Here is a 17,739-nt window from a genome sequence, read left to right as displayed (position 1 = left end):
TCGCAGGGGCGCCCGTAAGGGGCGCCTTTTGTGTTATGGCTAAGAGTCGGGAAAAATGCAGACAAAAAAATATTTAATAATATTTAAATATTTACTTGCAAAAAGTTATTAGGTTGTGGATAATAGATTGTGTGCAATACATCTACAACCTTACGATATACATAATGACTGCACGGTGCAAATACGAGGGATACCCCGGTTGGGGAATCTCTTTATTTCGTTTGGACTGTGCCGATTGTGCTTATAATAGACCGTGTAATTTGGAACGCATTTTTAGTTATGTGGTAGAGATGAAAAAGGAGATGAGCGTTTTGAAGACTTCGTTGTTTACACCGTATACAATCAAAGATTTGGAGTTAAAGAATCGTGTGGTCATGGCACCGATGTGCCAATACTCGGTCACAGCCAAGGATGGGATTCCGAATGATTGGCATCATGTTCACTACCTAAGCCGAGCAATTGGAGGCACGGGGCTGATTATTATAGAAATGACAGACGTGGAACCGGATGGACGAATTACCGATTATGATCTGGGTCTTTGGTCAGATGAACATATTCCGGCTTATAAGAAGCTGGTTGACGGTATTCATGCGCACGGGTCCAAGGTAGGCATTCAGATTGCTCACGCGGGCCGTAAAGCTGAGGATGCAGCAGAGCCGGTCGCTCCCTCGGCCATCGCATACCCGGATGCGAGTTATAAGCAGCCGCGCGCACTGACCACAGAGGAAGTCCGTGGCATGGTACAAAAATTCGCAGACGCCGCCCGGCGTGCGGTTCAAGCGGGCGTGGATACGATTGAGCTTCACGGTGCACATGGTTACTTGATTCACCAATTCCATTCGCCGGTTACAAACAAGCGTGATGACGTGTATGGTCAGGAGCTATCCCTTTTCGGCGTTGAAGTCATTCAGGCTGTGCGCAAGGAAATGCCTGCGGGTATGCCGTTAATCTTCCGCATCAGCGCGGTGGAATATGTAGATGGTGGATACGATGTGGATCATGCTATTGAGCTGAGCCGAGCATATCAGGCTGCAGGCGTAGACGTGATCCATGTCAGCTCGGGCGGAGAAGGACCGGCAGGCGCCAGAAAGCCAGGCAACTATCCGGGCTATCAAGTGCCGTTTGCTCGCCAAATCCGCGAGGCGCTGAACATCCCAGTCATCGCCGTTGGCGCACTGGATGAACCGGCCTTGGCGCAGTCTGTTATCGGCAATGAGGATGCCGATCTGGTCGCTGTGGGACGCGGATTGCTGCGTGATCCATATTGGGCTACTCATGCAGCGGTGGCACTGCGCGGCGAGAAGCCTTCCATACCTGAACAATATCAACGTGGCTACTGAGGCCTAAGTAATCCCACGTTGTTTATATATAAACAAGGCACCTGCAACGAAGTGTACGCTTCGTCAGGTGCCTGTTTTGTTTTTATCGGGATAATGATTGGCAAATGAATAAATGTGATGGTTTTTACATTTTGTGGATGATTCAATCTGTATAATAATTATATTTGGTGTGTATAGGAGGATGAAAGAAATGCAGTATGTTATTGAAACGAAAGGCCTCCGCAAACAGTTCGGGATGTCGGTAGCTGTAGACGATATTTCCTTACACGTGGAGCGTGGCAGTATCTACGGTTTCCTCGGTGAGAATGGGGCTGGCAAAACAACGACCATCCGCATGCTGATGAGGCTGATTGAGCCTACAAGTGGGGAGGTTTTTTTATTTGGCGAGCGGTTGGAGACGAATTATCCATCTATCTTTTCCAAAATTGGAACGATTATTGAAACACCAGGTTTATACGAAAACCTGAGTGCGCGTGATAATCTGAGAATATGCTGTAAGTACATGGGAATGAAGGATGATGGAAGAATAGAACGTACCTTAACCACGGTAGGTTTAGAGCATACCGGTAAAAAGAAGTTCAAAGATTATTCCCTAGGGATGAAGCAAAGATTGGGGATTGCGAGGGCGCTTGTTCATGACCCTGAGTTGCTCATATTGGATGAGCCAACAAACGGACTGGACCCATCTGGAATTAAGGAAATTCGTCAGCTATTGAAGCGGTTGTGCGAGGAAGACGGGAAAACAATTCTTATTTCCAGCCACATCTTGAGCGAAATTCAGCAGTTAGCTACACACATCGGGATTATACATAATGGAAAACTGTTAGCGGAAGATCGTTTGAGCCGGTTAGAGGAAGGCTTTGAGCAATATACAGATGTAAAGGTAGACGATGCAGAAGCAGTGCAAGCATTTCTGCAAGAGCACATGAAGCAGCTTCAATCTAATGTGATATCCCCACAACAACTAAGAATTCATAGTCCGATTGAAAATACATCTGCGTTAAATAAACAGTTAATAGATCATCAGTTTTCAGTTTATGAGATACACACCACAAAGCAGACGCTAGAGGAGTACTTTTTGACTCTCATTTCAGGAGAGGGTGGGCGACGTGATTAGAGCAGAGCTCATTAAGCTTAAAGGCTCTAAAGCCTTCTTGTTGAGTTTTATAATATTGCTGGCTGTTGTGTTGCTGGAATTCGTAACAAGCGCCGTTTTTTACCGATATTCAATTGATAAACGGGGTTGGACCTACTATTTTGAAGGCATAGTTCTTTTCGTTAATGTTGCAGCCGGATTTGTCAGTTATTACATTTTAACGGGTCATATTTTTGCGAGAGAGTACCAGGAAAACACGCACCTCTTTATGTTTACTACGCCTGTCACCAAGGCAAAATTTTATTTTAGTAAATTGATCATTATTTATGGATTTATTATTGTGTCGCTATTTATCGTTCTGTTTCTGTCTGCAGTATTAGGCATGCTTATTACAAATCGACCTTTAACGATGGCTATCTGGGTATACCAAATTCAGGTATTTTCTAAAATGTGTGTGATGCATGCTATGCTCATCCCGATCGCCTCTTTTTTTGCTATACGCTGGAAGAGCATCATGGTGGTTGTACTCGTAGTTTGTACTGTTATATTTTTAAATTTTATGTATAAAAGTGAATGGTATCCGTGGATTGTACCCTATCTTTTGTCACCCAATGAAGGAAGTGCGATCATATACGTCAATACTCTCATAGCGTGGTTGAGTTTATCAGTAACTTTTCTTCTTGGATTGTTTTTATCCCTATGGGCATATCAAAGAAGGGGCTAGATGGAGAGAGCTTTTCAAAGGAGGTTTGCTATGTTTGCCCTGTTTAAAGCAGAGTGCTTGAAGCTGAAAAGAACTAAGATTCTTTTGTTGAGTGTAATGATTTTAGTATTAACCATTGTGGTGGAATTTTATAGTTACACGGGTAGTCCCAAGTATTCGATAGATCGTGATGGTTGGAATGACTATTTTATGAGTATTGTTACTCTTATTAATTTCCTAACTGGGTATATGAGCTATTATATTTTGACTTGCTATATCTATGCGAGAGAATATCAAGAGAGGACCCATATGGCCCTGTTTACAAGCCCGGTTCGCCGGAGTCGTCTTTACTTCAGCAAGCTGCTTGTTATTTATATGTACATCGCTGTTAGCCTTTTGTTGGCATTTGCGCTATCTGCGCTATTGGGTATGTTAATTACGGACAGACCGCTAACCTTTGAAATCGTTATATATCAGCTTGGAATCTTCACTAAAATGATTATTATGCACGCTATGCTCATCCCGATCATCACGTTCTTCGCCATTCGCTGGAGAAAATTTGTGCCCGCCATTATGGGGATGTGTACCGTTATGTGTTTAAATTTTGTTTTGGTTAATACACCTGGAAATACCTTTTATCCATGGACCGTGCCGTTATTGTTTTCTCCACACGGCACACTGGGCAGAACATTTACGAATGTTCCTGGAGGAATCATCAGTATCTGCTTCATTTTTGTGCTGGGGCTTTTATTGGCGTTAAGAAGCTATACCCATATAGAGACACAGTAGAATGTGTAAGCAGCAAAGGACGATGAGTGTCCATATAAGATTGGCTGGATGAATCTGTAAAATGTTGTCGCTTAAGGACGGATTTACGTGCTATAATTCCAGTAACAACAGAATGGCTTAGGTGGGCGGTCGGCTAATCTCCCGGAAGGGAGGTGATGCCTGTGGAGGTTAAGGATGCTCTGACATTAATGATGTTCGGCACGCTATTAATAGCGTTGATCGGATTAATCGTTACGATTGTTATTGCGTTGAACCAAAACAAAAAGAAATAGACCGCCCTGCTCAAGGGGAAAACGGTCTATTTCTGTAGATCGCCTTTGAACAGCCGACCGCTCTTCAAAGCGGCTGTTGCCAAGAGTAGGGATGTTACCAGCATCCTTGCTCTTTTTTTAGTATATCCTTCTATAACTCATTTTAGCACATCTGAATAACCAATGTAACCGAATGGGACCGTTACTTGGTGAAAATTTTAACTTCCTTTGGAGCAAGAGTCACGGTAACCGAACCGTTGTTAATCTGAACGGAATCGTTGCCTAATTGGTTGGTCAGGCGAGTTCCGTTGGACAGATTATCGAAGTTGCCAATCGTGCGGGTTTGACTATTCCAGGAGTTGTTGATAAATACGATGGCCTCGTCACCGTTTTTAGAGCGCTGAAAACTGTAAAAGGAGTCGTCCACCCATTTTTCCTTTTGGCTGCCGTTTTGCAGAGCAGGGTGGTTGTTGCGCACATTGTTCAGCTTAGCGATGTACTGATACAGGTCATGGTTGGAGTTGAAAGCCATATTCTCCCGATTGCCGGGATCATCTCCGCCATTAAAGCCTTGCTCAGTACCTTGGTAGATGATTGGAATTCCGCGTGATGTCAGAGTAAAGCCCAAAGCAGTTTTGAGCTGTGGCCATTTGTCATAGTTAGCACCCGGCTTGCCGGAGGCGTCATTCAGGAAACGTTTTACATCATGATTGTCAATAAATACACCGTTGGTCTGGGCATCGCGATAGTAACGATCATCGGAGTAGCGTTCCTTGATTTTTCTCATGGATTGATCGTGTCCGAAGACATCCTTGATTGTATAATACATCGGAAAATCCAATGCGGCATCGAGATACCGGGTGTAATCCCCCACATAAGCAGGGTCGCCATGGAAAATTTCACCCATGGTGAAGGTATTGGCGGCTTGGTCAAAATCCTTTAGAAAACCCTTCGGTACATGCTTGGCGGTATCCAACCGCAGTCCGTCGATGCCTGTCTCATTCAGCAGCCATTTGATCCAGTTTTTAAGCTCGTTTGCGGTAGCGGGATTTTCATGATTTAGGTCATCCAGTCCTGCCACATCACCATTTTCAATTTTCCATTGGTTGTTGGAGTTGTAGTCCCCCCCTGTAATTTCACCATTGTGATGATACCAGTCTGCTTTGTCAAAAGGAGCTTTGGCGATGCCGTTCCCCGGTTGGAAATCACCTGTGTGATTCACGACGACGTCCAGCATCACAGCGATATTTTTGTCATGTGCCTTACCAACCAGCTCTTTGAACTTGTCCATTGTACCGAGATGCCCGTCTACCGCATAAAAATCATACGTATGATAGCCGTGGTAAGCGTATTCACTCTTTTGCATCGTTACCGGAGTAATCCAGATCGCGGTAAACCCCATATTTTTAATGTAGTCGAGTTTGTTAATAATACCTTGAAAATCGCCACCATGCCACTTGCGTTGATCGCTGTTGTTGGAATTGAAGCCACCGTAGTTATCGTTGGACGGATCTCCGTTGCTAAATCGGTCTGTCATGATAAAATAAATGCTTTGTTCGCTCCAGTCTACGTTGAGGGGAGTTGGCTTGGAAAGGGTACCCGGATCTATAGGAGTGAAGGCGCCTAAAGGCGCCTCCGTTTGAGCAGTTACTTCAACTCCGTTAACATTGGGTGTGTAGGTAGAAGTGCTTACGTTTAAGGTTACACCCGAAAGTTTTTCTGTTGGGATAGGTCCTGCCACTTCGTTGAGGTCGGTTGCGTAGGTAGAAGCCCCTACGCTGAGGACGCCCCCCGAAGGTGCCCCCGTTCGGATAGATCCTGCAGCCCCGTTCAAGCCGGGTGTGTAGGTAGAAGTTCCAGTGCTGAAAAGGTAGTTCTTCGAGTTATTGCTGTCCCAACTGTTATTGCCGTCATTAAAAGCAGCTTCCAATTGGGAGGCAGAACCGATATCAACGGTAATTTTGGCATAGCCGCTAATCTCGGCATCCTGCATTTTCACACCGGGTACGGCAGTCCAGTTTCCGTTAGCTGGGCGGTAGTGAATATAAGGCGAGTTAAAGCCTTTTTTGTAGTATACCGTTACCTTGTTAGTTGTACCGCCGCCATCCCCGGGAATCGTACCCGCTGGAGCGCCAGATGTGATCGTTCCCGCATTGCCGCTGTTACCGGGCGTGTACGTAGAAGTGCCCGTGCTGAAGGAGTAGTTTTTGGTGTTGTTGCTGTCCCAGTTGTTATTGCTGTCATTAAAAGCGGCTTCCAATTGGGAGGCGGAACCGATATCGACGGTAATTTTAGCATAGCCGCTAATTTCGGCATCCTGCATTTTCACACCTGGCGCTGCAGTCCAGCTTCCGCCAGCCGGACGGTAGTGAATGTAAGGTGAGTTAAAGCCTTTTTTGTAGTATATCGTTACTTTGTTGCCTGTACCGCCATTATTGTCAGGCTTGGCTTTGCTGATGATATATTGTTTGAATCCACTCAACTCACCGGTTGGTGAGCCATCATTGTTGACGAGATTGTTGATGCGCAATAACGTAAACCCGTGATAACCGAACTTCGTGATTTTCTCCTCGATTTTTTGGAAGCCGCTGCCGCCTGTCGGGAGTGCATTTTCACCATTCAGGCGAACACCCTTGGCATTCGCGATGGAGGAGACGGTATCAACCAGGGTGGACGGCAAGGAATAATTCGGTGCTGTGCCACTGTCACTCATCTCCAGGCAAGTAAATGTCAAGTCTAGATCGGCATCCTTGAATTTCTGAATGAGACGGTTGTAATCATAATATCCACCTGCTTGTTCTGTGCTGTGCGGCATAGCAGGATTGTTCATTTGCCAGTGCAGACCGGAAACTTTGGCCCCGATCCGGACACCAAACACAGAATCGAAGTTTTTGTGGGCCGCTGCTCCGATGACGCCCAGATGCTTCTCAAGTACACTTTGGTACCACGACAGAAAATCCTTTCCATATGTGGAATTATATCCGCCGTTCGTGTAAAATCCGTCCCCATCGGTCGGTGGATTGATTTGGCTAAGACTGCTCAGCTTGGTGCCCCAAGCAGCATTAATCTTGTCCAATGATCCGTACTTGTCATTCATAGCTGTGCGGAATGCATTTTTGGCTGTTTCAGTATAAGCTTGGAACTTGCCTCGTCCCGGGTAGCTCCACCCTGCTGCTGGATAGTAGGACGGATAGCGCAATTCCCCAGAAGGACCGCCGCTCAAATAAATTTTGGGAATGATACTTTTATATCCGGCAAAGTTTTCAGCGAATGAGGCATACAGCTCGTCATATTGTTTACCGGTTCCGCTCCACAATGGGGAGAGGGCTTCACTATTGGCATAGCCGCTTTCGTCCTTGAATTGCATTTCATCTGCACTGCCCTTGCTCGGCAGCCAGCTTGGCAGTGGGATGTTACAGTCATCTCCCACATTTCCTCCACACTTATGCGTAGAGATAATAGGAACCCACTTCAGTCCCGCTTCTTTCACGGCATTTGCATAGGTCTTGTAGTAGCTCCAATCGAACTGGTTATCTCCTGCGCTCTCCACATAGCCCCACCAGACGTCGGTAGTGATGGCATACACGCCATTGTTTTTCAACGTTTGTAGCTGCTTTTTAAAGGAACCCCAGTCATTGATTTTCGCCAGCGGTCCCATGACGGAAGCTTGAAAATCATCTGCAACCGCTGCGCTCGCCGTATTAGAGGGTGAGCCAATGAAGGCGGTCAGAGACAGCACAAGGCTTAGTAGAAGCATACACCCTTTTTTCCATAGACTTCGATACAAGGTCAAACCGATCATCCTCCCCAAAGCATAGTCTAATTCGACAACATTTTGTAAACGTCTACAAAAATAGTATAAAGCAAGCGGTTGCATAAAAAGAAGAATTTATTGCGCACTCAAGGTGGACAAATATGACATTTTACGTAAGCAACCGTGTGCCTAAAAGTCTACAGGCAAAAAAATAAGGCATAGGTCTGAGGAGACGCATGCCCTTTAGTGATGTGCGGATAGCCAAGCCAGTATAGGAGAAAATGAACCTAAGCGTATAAAAGTCTTGTTCCAGTCTGTATGGAAAGTATTGCCGAGACAGCCTGCTTAATAAATAGAGCGATCCTTCTGGTCGGCAATGCCGCTTTTACGGTAGAAATACGTATTGATCCGATCCCGCCATTCTTTGGCATGCTCAGCCTGATGCTCCAGCCGCTCCAACACCTGTTCATACATGGTATCATTCAGCTGCCCTCGTAGACTAACCCATGTGTCTCGAAGATGGGCCGCACGTTCTGCACCTTCAAAATGGGTATCATAAATGTGCTGTATGATAGTTTGGCCGGAATGGAGCAAGTGTGTATAAGGAACATGGTGAAAGAATAAGAGCAGCTCATCCGGACAGGTGTCCGTAGATTCATAGATATCGGCATGGGGAGCAAAATATTGTCCTGCATAGCCGGTCCCGGTTGCGGTCGTGCGATCTACTCCAATCCCTCGGCAATCAGCAAAATGGTAGGTTCCCCACTTGGAATATTCGTACCCGTCTACATCCGGCCCATAGTGGTGATCGGGACTGACCATCCAGCCGACCCCCAGAGGGGCGGTGTAGGATTCGTAGATATTCCATGAATCGAGCAGCATCTGCTTAATGGTAGAAATTAAATCTGTGTCGCCTTCGCTATTCCCTTGTCTGCCAAACGTCAGCCGAACCCACTCATCAGCGATTTCCTCCGCAGACAGCTCCGGGTCCCATGCCAGTCGACCATAGCCATAAAGATTGGACTGGGCGAGCAAATGTCCGGTCCAATTGGTGTCTGCACCAATATTGGATACAGCGGCTATTCCATAGTTGGTAGGTTTGGGAGAATGCAGGGCGCCACTCACAATACGCTTGATGGTGGAGCCTTTTCCTTGGGCGTAGGTATCAAAATCCAATACTTCCTTCCATTGCGGAACAAGGTAACATAGATGCTTCTGTTGGCCGGTGTACTCTTGCGCAATCTGAAATTCCAGCAGCACCTGAGTGGATTCCAGCCCACCGAACAGGGGGGAGACAGGCTCCCGCACCTGAAAATCCATGGGGCCATTTTTGATCTGTAAAATGACATTCTCCCGAAACAGCCCATCCAGTGGTTTAAAATGGTCAAAGGCTGCGCGGGCCCGATCCGTCTTGCGATCGCGCCAGTCCTGCTTGCAATTGTAGACAAAGCAGCGCCAAATCACACGTCCGCCATAGGGCTGCAACGCATCTGCCAGCATATTGGCTCCATCGGCGTGATGGCGCCCGTAGCTGAACGGTCCGGGCCGATTTTCGGAATCGGCTTTGACCACAAAACCACCCAGATCAGGAACGGCGGCGTAAACTTCCTGGGCTTTGGTCTGCCACCATTCAGCTACAGCTGGTTCCAAGGGATCGGCTGTAGTTAACCCGCCGAGCTGAATAGGACTGGCATAGTTAATGCTCAAGTAGATCTGTATGCCATAGGCGCGGAATACCGCAGCTACTTTGGCCACATCCGGTAGGAATTTATCTGTAATCAGCTCGGTTTCTACCTGATGGACATTCACATTGTTAATGGATAGCGCTTGAATGCCTACAGAAGCGAGTAGACGGGCATAGTCTCGCAGGCGCTCCATATTTGCAGTAAAGGCATTATTGTCGTAGAAAATGGACCCACCCGCATACCCGCGTTCAATACTACCATCCATGTTATCCCAGTGGTTGATCATACGGATGGGATTAGCTGGATTAGACAATAGGTCTAGAAGGGGAGCGTGCAATGATTCCTCGGCGGCGGGTTTCAGTTTGCCGTCTAATCCTCCTTGAAGGTAGCGCAGCAGATGAAAGACTCCATACAATACGCCTTTGGAGGTCTGCCCCGCGACTATAACGTACGGTCCTTTGAACTCATCGTTACTGTGCAAAGCTGAATATGCCGGATCTGGCATCTCTAGCCCGCGAATTCGGTAGCCTTCCGCGCCCACTTCTGCCTGTTCCGTCGCACTGAATCGTTCTGCGACCAAAGGATGCGTTGGGAACGTACCCAGCGCAATGAATGGCGCATTTACAGGAACGGTGCTGATTTTCGGCTGCTGTCCAAACATGGAGGTCAATCCGTGCTGAAGCTCACTCGCAGCCGATTGAAGCACTTCATCTGTCTCATGGACCACGATGACCCTGCACCAAGCGGGCAGCTTTTGTACCTTACTATTGCGGCTGTAATGCAGCCAAGCCGCATAGCCGCTTTCTTTTGGCATATCCATAAGCTTGCTCATATTGGAGCCTCCTTTTGGGCAGGTGAAGATGATCCTCAGACATGCTGTTTCTGATCCTGACTCATATGCTCTGGGAGAGTCAGACGGTTGCCGTTGCCTTCATACAGCCACAAAATAGCGGTAACTCCGCGCGGATAATATTTACTGCCATGGGCAATGCCCGAGAGTATCTGATCGCTCCAGCACCAATAGGATTCTTCAGGGTGAAGGAGCCATGAGACGTGGGCAGCGTCTGCGGCCTGCCCAGCTTCTTCCCAAGGCAGTTCCAGCAGCTCGCGGGCAATAAACTGTGACAGATAGATTTTGCTCAGCCAGGAGTTGTTACTGGTCGAGGACAGCTTCCAGCCTCCGTCTTCAAACAGACAAACTCCCGGTACCAGCACAGTTTCCAAATGACGCCGCAGTGCTTGGATATATCCACCGAACCGTCCATCAGACTTAAGCGCAGCCTCACATCCTGTAAAGTAAGGAAAGATCAGCCCCTCAATGGCAGGAATAATCTGCGAGTCATTACCTTCCTGAATAACTGCTGGAATATAGCCCTTGTCTGTCATATGTGCTGTGATCGCTGCTGCGCATTTGTCTGCCTGTAAGCCAGCCTCCTGTGAAAGGGAGTTAAGCCCTTTTGAGGCAAATATCTTTTCCAGAGCAACATATACCGCCCAGCATTTGCTGCCCAGATAGATGTTGTTGCGGGACTGACCCAGAGATACGTCCAGACTGTCGTAGGTCGTAATTTCCGCGCCTCCCCGGGTTCTAGAGCTGTCCAAGCCCATCAAGCCGTTTCGTTGTGCCGGGTCGGGGTGATCCCGTCGTAGCATGCTTTCGAAGCAGTCACACAAAACAGGTAGCATACGTGTCGTAAATGACTGATCCTGTGTCTGCTCGATATATACCGTGACGCAGCAAAGCCAGTTCACCAGTTCCTCGTGGCTCATGTAAGAGAAGCAGTCGTCAATCCCTGCCAGCTCATAACAGGAGTATCCCTGCCGGGAGAACACGTTGGCTACGCCCATATCATGGGTAAACGTGATACCACCGGGATAGGTCTGTTCCTCTCCCGGAAAGCGTACCTCATCCCGATAGCTGTACCTTTGGACAAACCACTCCAGCTCGTTGCGTACCGTCCATGGATTCAAAATCAATTCATAATAAAGCTGATCCGCCGTCAGATCGAGGGTATTCATCATCCGATACTCGCCTTCGTTCACAATCCAGATCGGTTCTCCGTCCGCTTGGTGACTCAGCAGTTGAGTACTGCCGTAGTAGCTGTGGATCGCCTGAGCGAGCATAAATTTCTGGTCCGGGCTCAGGTCTGCCGACTCCATCCAGCGATTAGCCTGAACACAGGCTGCAGTCAGGTCTGTAAAATGCTTCAACGCATAGTTTCCCACGTCCTCAATATCCTTGAACAGCTGGGTATAGTAATACGACGCTTCGATGCCTGTTGTCACAATGCCGCCGCGATAGAAGCATATGGCGAAGGCATATGTGCGCTTCTCACCTGCGGGAACGTCCATCAGGAGCGCACCCGTCGTGCCCAGGCCAAAGGATAAATTCTCGGCCATGGTCTCCCCAAGCAGCTTCTCCATTGCGAATCCGCTGGCAGGTACTGCTTCGCTGCTGTTGGTCACAATGGCTGTACTGCGCCCTTGGCCGATGCCTGTGAGTCTTTCCTCCAATGGGGTAGAATCCGTAGTGTCCCTGCGCGGATCTTCTCCTATAATGCGTATGCCGCTATACGGATCACTGCCCTGATAGCCGAAAAAAGCTCTTCGCGCTGCAGTCCCCTGCGTGTTATCGACGGTTAGCTCGGCGAATACCGCCGGAACCAACGCTGCTCGCAGTTCATCCATACCTGCAATTCCCGGCTCGGGTACCGGGCGAACAGGAGAGTACAGCCGGAACGTCAAATCGCCGGCCTGCCATGTATCCGTTCCTACTTTTAGCTCACGGGTAATGTCGGAATCAGCAAAGGCCATAAGCTGCGGTTCCGTTCGTTTACCCTTTTTCTCCACGTCGTAGCGGGCACTTTCATCCTGTGTGGATGCAAAGAAGGGAAGCGCCTCGTATGATTCGCCATCTCTGGATTGCAGCCCGATATATACATTTTCGTCGGCAGGCTTGCCCAGCTCCAAACCAAGTCCGCCGCGATTACCCTTAAACCCAAGTGTAAAGCTGGAAAAAGAACCGATAGGTGCATGCTGTGTGTTATAAAATATATTTTTCGACATATAATGAAACCCCTTTCATGATAAAGTTCAACTTTGATTAACTTCACTTAGAGCCTAGCATGTCATGTGGTGGGGAACCATTGTCAAATCGCTCAACTATTTATCCAAATCGCGCTGAAAGCGATATACTGGGGTATATCCATGTAAGTAAGCCAGGAGGGAAAACATGTCGTCACCACGTTTACCGAAGCGTCCCCATCATCCGGACCTTACAGCTGCCGGAGAGGAATTCTTTTTTCCCGATGTGCGGACCACAGTCAATCTGTTTGCCATTCATACACGAAGTGTGGGAAGAGAGTGGAGCTATCCGCCACACGAGCATCCTCAATATGAAATTAACATCGTGCTTGCGGGAGAACAGATCACGGTTGTGGATGGTCGCAGCTATACCCAGCGACAGGGTGATCTGGTGCTGCTGCGTCCGGGGATTGTTCACTCCAGTCATAGTAACGGAGAGGGATTTACGTATTTTTGTATGCATTTCGACATTGATGATAAGCTGTTTCTCTCGCTGCTGAGTCGTCTGGAGCAGGTGCTGTTTCCAGCTGAAGGCACAGTGGCAGGGCAGATGGGACCAGCGCTGGGCAAGTTGCTCGATCTTTCAACGCCGGAAGACATAGGAATTGGTAGTGATTCGGTGGCAAAGCGAATGCGGATTCAATCTGCTGTGTTTGAACTGTTCGCAACGTTGTGGGAGGCTGTATCCAGCGAAGCCGCTCATCTGCCGGGGCGTGGATATGTGCAGGCAGAGCTTGCCCATCAGATTGCCAGTCGTCTTCAGGGCAGAGTGAATCAGCCCTATGGGCAGGCTGGCTCGGTGGAAAAACAGGATGGGATCGAGGGGATTTCATCCGAGCTAGGTATTAGCGTATCCCATTGTAATCGTGTATTCCGTAGTGTTTTCGGCGTTTCTCCCCGTGTATATCTATCCGGGCTTGTGCTGCATGAGGCCAAGTTGCTGTTGGCTGATCCGCAATGGTCGGTGCAACAAATTGCCGATATGCTCGGCTATGGGGATATTGCGCATTTTAGCAGACAGTTCAAGCGCTGGTCGGGCCAATCGCCGACATCCTATCGCAAAAGCTCGGTGCAGGAAAGCCCATCTGAATAAAAATAAGTATTCCTTTAAAATAGTTATGATATGATCCCCATAGAGTAGCTGAGAATAATACGAATTTACATAATCAACATGCTTAATAATCAAATAGAGGAAGAGGTTCAGGCGTTTTTTGAAAAAGTCGGAGCATTCGACCATCTGTTTACCACCGGGGTGGGTATAATGAGGGAATCGCACATGCTGTGTTGTATCTGATGACGAACAAGTTTACCACCGGAAGCGTGCTGTTCCCAGATGGCGGTTATACGTTGATTCAATTCGCAACGAAGTGCAGATTTCATTCTGATCCAATCCGAAAGGCAGGAATAAATCATTAAACAAAAACCGGTTCAACCCCATACAAAGTGGTTGACCGGTTTTTTTTATGATAACAGGCTTGGCCCTCTTGCAACTTTTTAGTTTTGCACATCTAACCTTTTATATTTTCGAAAAATACGTGGATAAATTACTCTAGTCCCGATACATACCATCGCCAGCATGGCGAACAGCAAACCGCTCCACAGCGTCCCCTGGATGCCCGCTCTGGCAATAAACCATCCCCCTGCCAGCGAGCCCAGTGAAACCCCCAGGTTAATAAACGAGATGTAAAGACTGTTGGCAAACGCGGGAGCTTCTTTGGCCTCATCAATCACCCAAATCTGGGCGACAATCAGTCCGCTGGTATGAACGGCCCCCCACACAATAATGATGAAGAGCGTAGGAATAAATGAAGAACTGATCCCGTACAGCAGCAAATAGGTGCCCCCCAAGACTACTGGATGAAAAAGAGCGGTGCGAACCTTATGCAAGCCCATGAGCTTGCCAGCCAATAGATTGCCGAGCATTCCGCCGATGCCGAAAATAATAAGCAGAAAACTGATAACATTGCTGCTCATCCCTGTGTTTTGCCCCAAATATTCGGCAGAATAGCTATACACCGAGAACATGGCTGCAAATATAAAAGTAGCTGCCCCGATATTGAGCCACAGCGGTATTTTACGCAAAATGCCAAGCTGCTTCCGGTAGGAGAACATTTCGGCTTGTGGTGTATCCGGCAGCATGAATAAAATACCAATCCCTGCAATCCCATTCGCTACCGCAGTAAACCAGAAGGAGGCCTCGTATGAAATTTGATTGGCGATATAGGCCGTAATTGGAATACCGAGTACCATTCCCATGCTCGTGCCGAGAAAGGCCTTGGCGGAAGCTTGCGTTGCCTTTTCCGGGGGATACAACGCAGTAGCAGCGACAAAGGCAAGCGAGAAATACACCGGGTGAAACAGAGCCGGAATGATACGTAAAATCACTAGTATATAAAAGTTGGATGTATAGGCTGACAGCAAGCTTGTTATGGCAAAAACAAACAACGACATTGTCATGATTCGCTTGCGGTTAAACCTGGACATCAATAGCACCATGAAGGGACCGAACAGCGCGATGACCAATGCAAATGAACTGACAAGAAACCCGGCCTGAGCTGCCGTAATATGAAAACGTTCAATGATGACCGGCAAAATGCCAACCACACCGAACTCAATCGTGTATACACCAAATAGGCCAAGTGCGATGAAAAGCAGAGGCTTACTATATTTCATTAGTTTCATTCCCTCTCCATGTCCTCCTACTTTACGTCCTTGATTTGGCATGCTAATATTTCATTAAATCATAAAATAATAAGTCAATACTCGAAATAACACACAATAATAATTGTATTTTTGCAATATTGCCTTGAACTTAAGGAGATGGATTTGATGGACCAAGTGGATCATAAAATTTTGTTGTGTCTACAAAACCAGGCGCGTATCTCCATGACCGAGCTGGGTAAGGAGGTTGGACTTTCCCAGCCTGCCGTAACGGAAAGAGTACGGCGCATGGAGGATAAAGGTATTATCACCGGATATCGTGCCACAGTTTCACATGAGAAAGTTGGAAAACCGATCATGGCTCACGTGCTCGTGCACACGAATCAATGTAATTCATTTGTTGAGTTTTGCCAATCTGCACCTGAAGTCATTGAGTGCCATAGAATCAGCGGCGAGCAAAATTACTTACTGAAAGTCATGGTTGAGTCTATGCTCAAGCTGGAGCAGTTCGGGGATGAGTGTGGAAAGCATGGGCACTCTACCACGTTAATTGTCCTGTCCTCGCCTGTAGACCATAAACATGTAACCCCTACTTTATTAGACCCTATTTGAGCTACCGTAAATGGCTTGGCAAAGCTCGGTTGTAAACGGACCTGACATCCCTTCAAATGCTGTATTGGTAAAGGCGACCACACTGAGTCTTAGTGCGGGATCAACGAACCACGAATGACCATAAGCTCCTCCGAGACGCCACGTTCCGGGTGATTCTGCTGTTCCGCTTTCATCGGGATCTTGGAGTACGGTGAATCCTAATCCAAAACCCCGCCCCGGCCAGCCTGCCAAGGGAAGGTTCCCGGTCTGGATGGTGCCCATTTCGCGGACCCATTCCTCTGAAAGTAACGGATTGCCGCCGTTTCGCAGTGTTTCCAACAGTCGCATGAAATCTTTTGCGCTGCCAATCATACCAGAGCCACCAGAGTGGAAAGCCGTGGGATCAAAGGCTCGCGCGGGCTGAAAACGAAGTCCTGCCGTGCCCTCAAAAACCTGTGCAACCTCAAGCTCACGCATTCGCCGAGGTTCTGATATATCGTTGACATAAGGAGCCGCAAGCCGTCCGGCATCCGCGACCGCGAAACTGGTGTCGTGCATACCGAGAGGTTCGGTAACGAGCTTTTTAACAGCTGCATCAAGGGTTGTGCCACATACACGGCTAATGATAGCGCCGAGCACATCAGTAGCAATCGAATATCCCCATGCTTTACCCGGTGTATATAACAGAGGCACAGAAGCCAAACGTTGCAAGTTCTCCTCCAGCGTAAGATTTGAAAAATCCATGCCATCTGATACGCCTGCACGATGATAGGGACCCCCGCCTTCTTCCTCTAAAAAGCCATAGGTCAACCCGGCAGTATGTGTCAGCAATTGGCGTACTGTAATGGAGGGCTGCTCACCACTGATTAATCGGGGGCGAAAATCGGGCAACCAGCGTTCAATAGATTCATCGAGCTTAATCAATCCTTGGGCTGCCAAAACCAAAGCCGCAGTAGATACAATCGGTTTGGATACAGAAGAAAGCCGAAATAAAGCATCCTCATGCATAGGACGTTGTTCTTCTCGATCAGCCAGCCCCGCCGCTCGGACATACACGGGTGAACCATCCATATATATCATGACGACTGTGCCGATCAGACGCTTTTCGGCAAGGGTTTGATCTATAACTGCATTTACACGTCCGTCCAGACCAGCTTGTATCGCAAAAACTCTATTTTCCAAACTCATAAATATCTCATCCTCTCTATGATCCAGCGGTTACCGCTTGATGGAACTTAGTTTACAGGATGGGAAGACGACATTACATAAGGTAACAAAGGTATTCAGTGAGAATTTACGTTAAAATAAAATTATATTGAAGAGATGGCCTTAGATTTAAATGAATGGGGTTTTACAAGAAGTTATGCTGCGTTTTATAGCATCTTTTTAAGTTGAGATACGTTGAAAATAGGTGGTAAAATTTACAACAAAGAGGGTTTTGTTTATTGAGGCTTGTATCGCGTAATAAGTTGGCTTGCTTGGTTGCCCTAGGAGGGGGTTTGACCGTAATTGTTACGGCTTTTGGAGGGGATAAGGAACCTTATAAACTTCCCGATAAGCCCAAAGAGACTGCTGTATCGACATTTTCAGAATATATGAACGCTTCAATGAGTCGCGATTACGATAAGATGCTTTCACTGTCTGATTATTATCGCTTTAAAACAGAACGGTCGAGTTTGAGCCTGACAAAGTAGACGATAATTTAGAAGATAATTTCAAGTGATTTTAATTTTTTGATTTTCTAATCAAACGGTCCAAAGCGTATCCAATGAGATACCAGAAAAC

Annotated in this window: 13 protein-coding genes and 1 pseudogene; 9 read left to right on the top strand and 5 right to left on the bottom strand. The window is 47.4% G+C overall.

What is annotated here, in order from left to right; translation table 11 throughout:
• Window positions 1–311 precede the first annotated feature (311 nt).
• The 5 genes from MKX46_RS14390 (at window position 312) to MKX46_RS14370 (ending at window position 4,200) form a co-directional block, all read left to right on the top strand.
• Complete coding sequence (locus MKX46_RS14390) at window positions 312–1,340, top strand: NADH:flavin oxidoreductase/NADH oxidase (protein ID WP_185156344.1); 1,029 nt, start codon at window positions 312–314, stop codon at window positions 1,338–1,340.
• A 190-nt stretch (window positions 1,341–1,530) separates the two neighbouring features.
• Entirely contained in the window at window positions 1,531–2,457 is a 927-nt protein-coding gene (locus MKX46_RS14385; RefSeq protein WP_341071386.1) for an ABC transporter ATP-binding protein, read from the top strand.
• Window positions 2,450–3,160, top strand: coding sequence for an ABC transporter permease (locus tag MKX46_RS14380; protein ID WP_340933652.1), 711 nt, complete (start codon window positions 2,450–2,452; stop codon window positions 3,158–3,160). The genes MKX46_RS14385 and MKX46_RS14380 overlap by 8 nt, the downstream gene beginning before the upstream one ends.
• A gap of 30 nt (window positions 3,161–3,190) precedes the next feature.
• Window positions 3,191–3,928: an ABC transporter permease gene (locus MKX46_RS14375; RefSeq protein WP_209947617.1), complete on the top strand. Its 738-nt coding sequence runs from the start codon at window positions 3,191–3,193 to the stop codon at window positions 3,926–3,928.
• Between the two features lie 161 nt (window positions 3,929–4,089).
• Entirely contained in the window at window positions 4,090–4,200 is a 111-nt protein-coding gene (locus tag MKX46_RS14370; protein WP_341071385.1) for a putative holin-like toxin, read from the top strand.
• A gap of 181 nt (window positions 4,201–4,381) precedes the next feature.
• Here MKX46_RS14370 and MKX46_RS14365 read toward each other — a convergent pair whose 3' ends face one another.
• From MKX46_RS14365 to MKX46_RS14355, 3 genes are all read right to left on the bottom strand, one after another.
• Window positions 4,382–7,972, bottom strand: coding sequence for a family 14 glycosylhydrolase (locus MKX46_RS14365; protein ID WP_341071383.1), 3,591 nt, complete (start codon window positions 7,970–7,972; stop codon window positions 4,382–4,384).
• A gap of 306 nt (window positions 7,973–8,278) precedes the next feature.
• Complete coding sequence (locus MKX46_RS14360) at window positions 8,279–10,450, bottom strand: alpha-glucuronidase family glycosyl hydrolase (protein ID WP_341071382.1); 2,172 nt, start codon at window positions 10,448–10,450, stop codon at window positions 8,279–8,281.
• A gap of 35 nt (window positions 10,451–10,485) precedes the next feature.
• The gene (locus MKX46_RS14355) at window positions 10,486–12,684 is read right to left on the bottom strand and encodes a glycoside hydrolase family 52 protein (RefSeq protein ID WP_209947623.1); all 2,199 of its coding nucleotides are present in this window, start codon (window positions 12,682–12,684) and stop codon (window positions 10,486–10,488) included.
• Window positions 12,685–12,850: 166 nt separating this feature from the next.
• Here MKX46_RS14355 and MKX46_RS14350 point away from each other — a divergent pair, with 166 nt between their 5' ends.
• Complete coding sequence (locus tag MKX46_RS14350) at window positions 12,851–13,795, top strand: AraC family transcriptional regulator (RefSeq protein WP_341071381.1); 945 nt, start codon at window positions 12,851–12,853, stop codon at window positions 13,793–13,795.
• A 143-nt stretch (window positions 13,796–13,938) separates the two neighbouring features.
• Window positions 13,939–14,049: pseudogene (locus tag MKX46_RS25605) on the top strand (SDR family oxidoreductase); the annotation flags it as partial.
• A gap of 147 nt (window positions 14,050–14,196) precedes the next feature.
• Here the strand turns inward: MKX46_RS25605 and MKX46_RS14345 are convergent.
• A complete protein-coding gene (locus MKX46_RS14345; RefSeq protein WP_341071907.1) occupies window positions 14,197–15,375 on the bottom strand; it encodes an MFS transporter in 1,179 nt (392 codons plus the stop codon).
• 156 nt (window positions 15,376–15,531) lie between these two features.
• Between MKX46_RS14345 and MKX46_RS14340 the strand changes: the two genes are divergently transcribed.
• Window positions 15,532–15,975 carry an Lrp/AsnC family transcriptional regulator gene (locus MKX46_RS14340; RefSeq protein ID WP_029518733.1) on the top strand — a complete coding sequence of 148 codons (444 nt, stop codon included), beginning with the start codon at window positions 15,532–15,534 and terminating at the stop codon, window positions 15,973–15,975.
• On the opposite strand, the gene MKX46_RS14335 is transcribed toward MKX46_RS14340, so the two are convergent.
• On the bottom strand, window positions 15,961–17,142 hold the full coding sequence (locus MKX46_RS14335) for a serine hydrolase domain-containing protein (RefSeq protein WP_341071380.1): 1,182 nt from the start codon (window positions 17,140–17,142) through the stop codon (window positions 15,961–15,963). The two genes, MKX46_RS14340 and MKX46_RS14335, sit on opposite strands and share 15 nt — an antisense overlap.
• Before the next feature lie 311 nt (window positions 17,143–17,453).
• On the opposite strand from MKX46_RS14335, the gene MKX46_RS14330 reads away from it, so the two are divergent.
• Window positions 17,454–17,648 carry a hypothetical protein gene (locus MKX46_RS14330; protein ID WP_238437815.1) on the top strand — a complete coding sequence of 65 codons (195 nt, stop codon included), beginning with the start codon at window positions 17,454–17,456 and terminating at the stop codon, window positions 17,646–17,648.
• Window positions 17,649–17,739 lie beyond the last annotated feature (91 nt).

Source organism: Paenibacillus sp. FSL P4-0113 (assembly GCF_038009305.1).
GTDB lineage: Bacteria > Bacillota > Bacilli > Paenibacillales > Paenibacillaceae > Paenibacillus > Paenibacillus polymyxa_D.
Note: the sequence above shows the minus strand (reverse complement) of the source record. Positions and strands in the feature narration are given on the sequence as shown.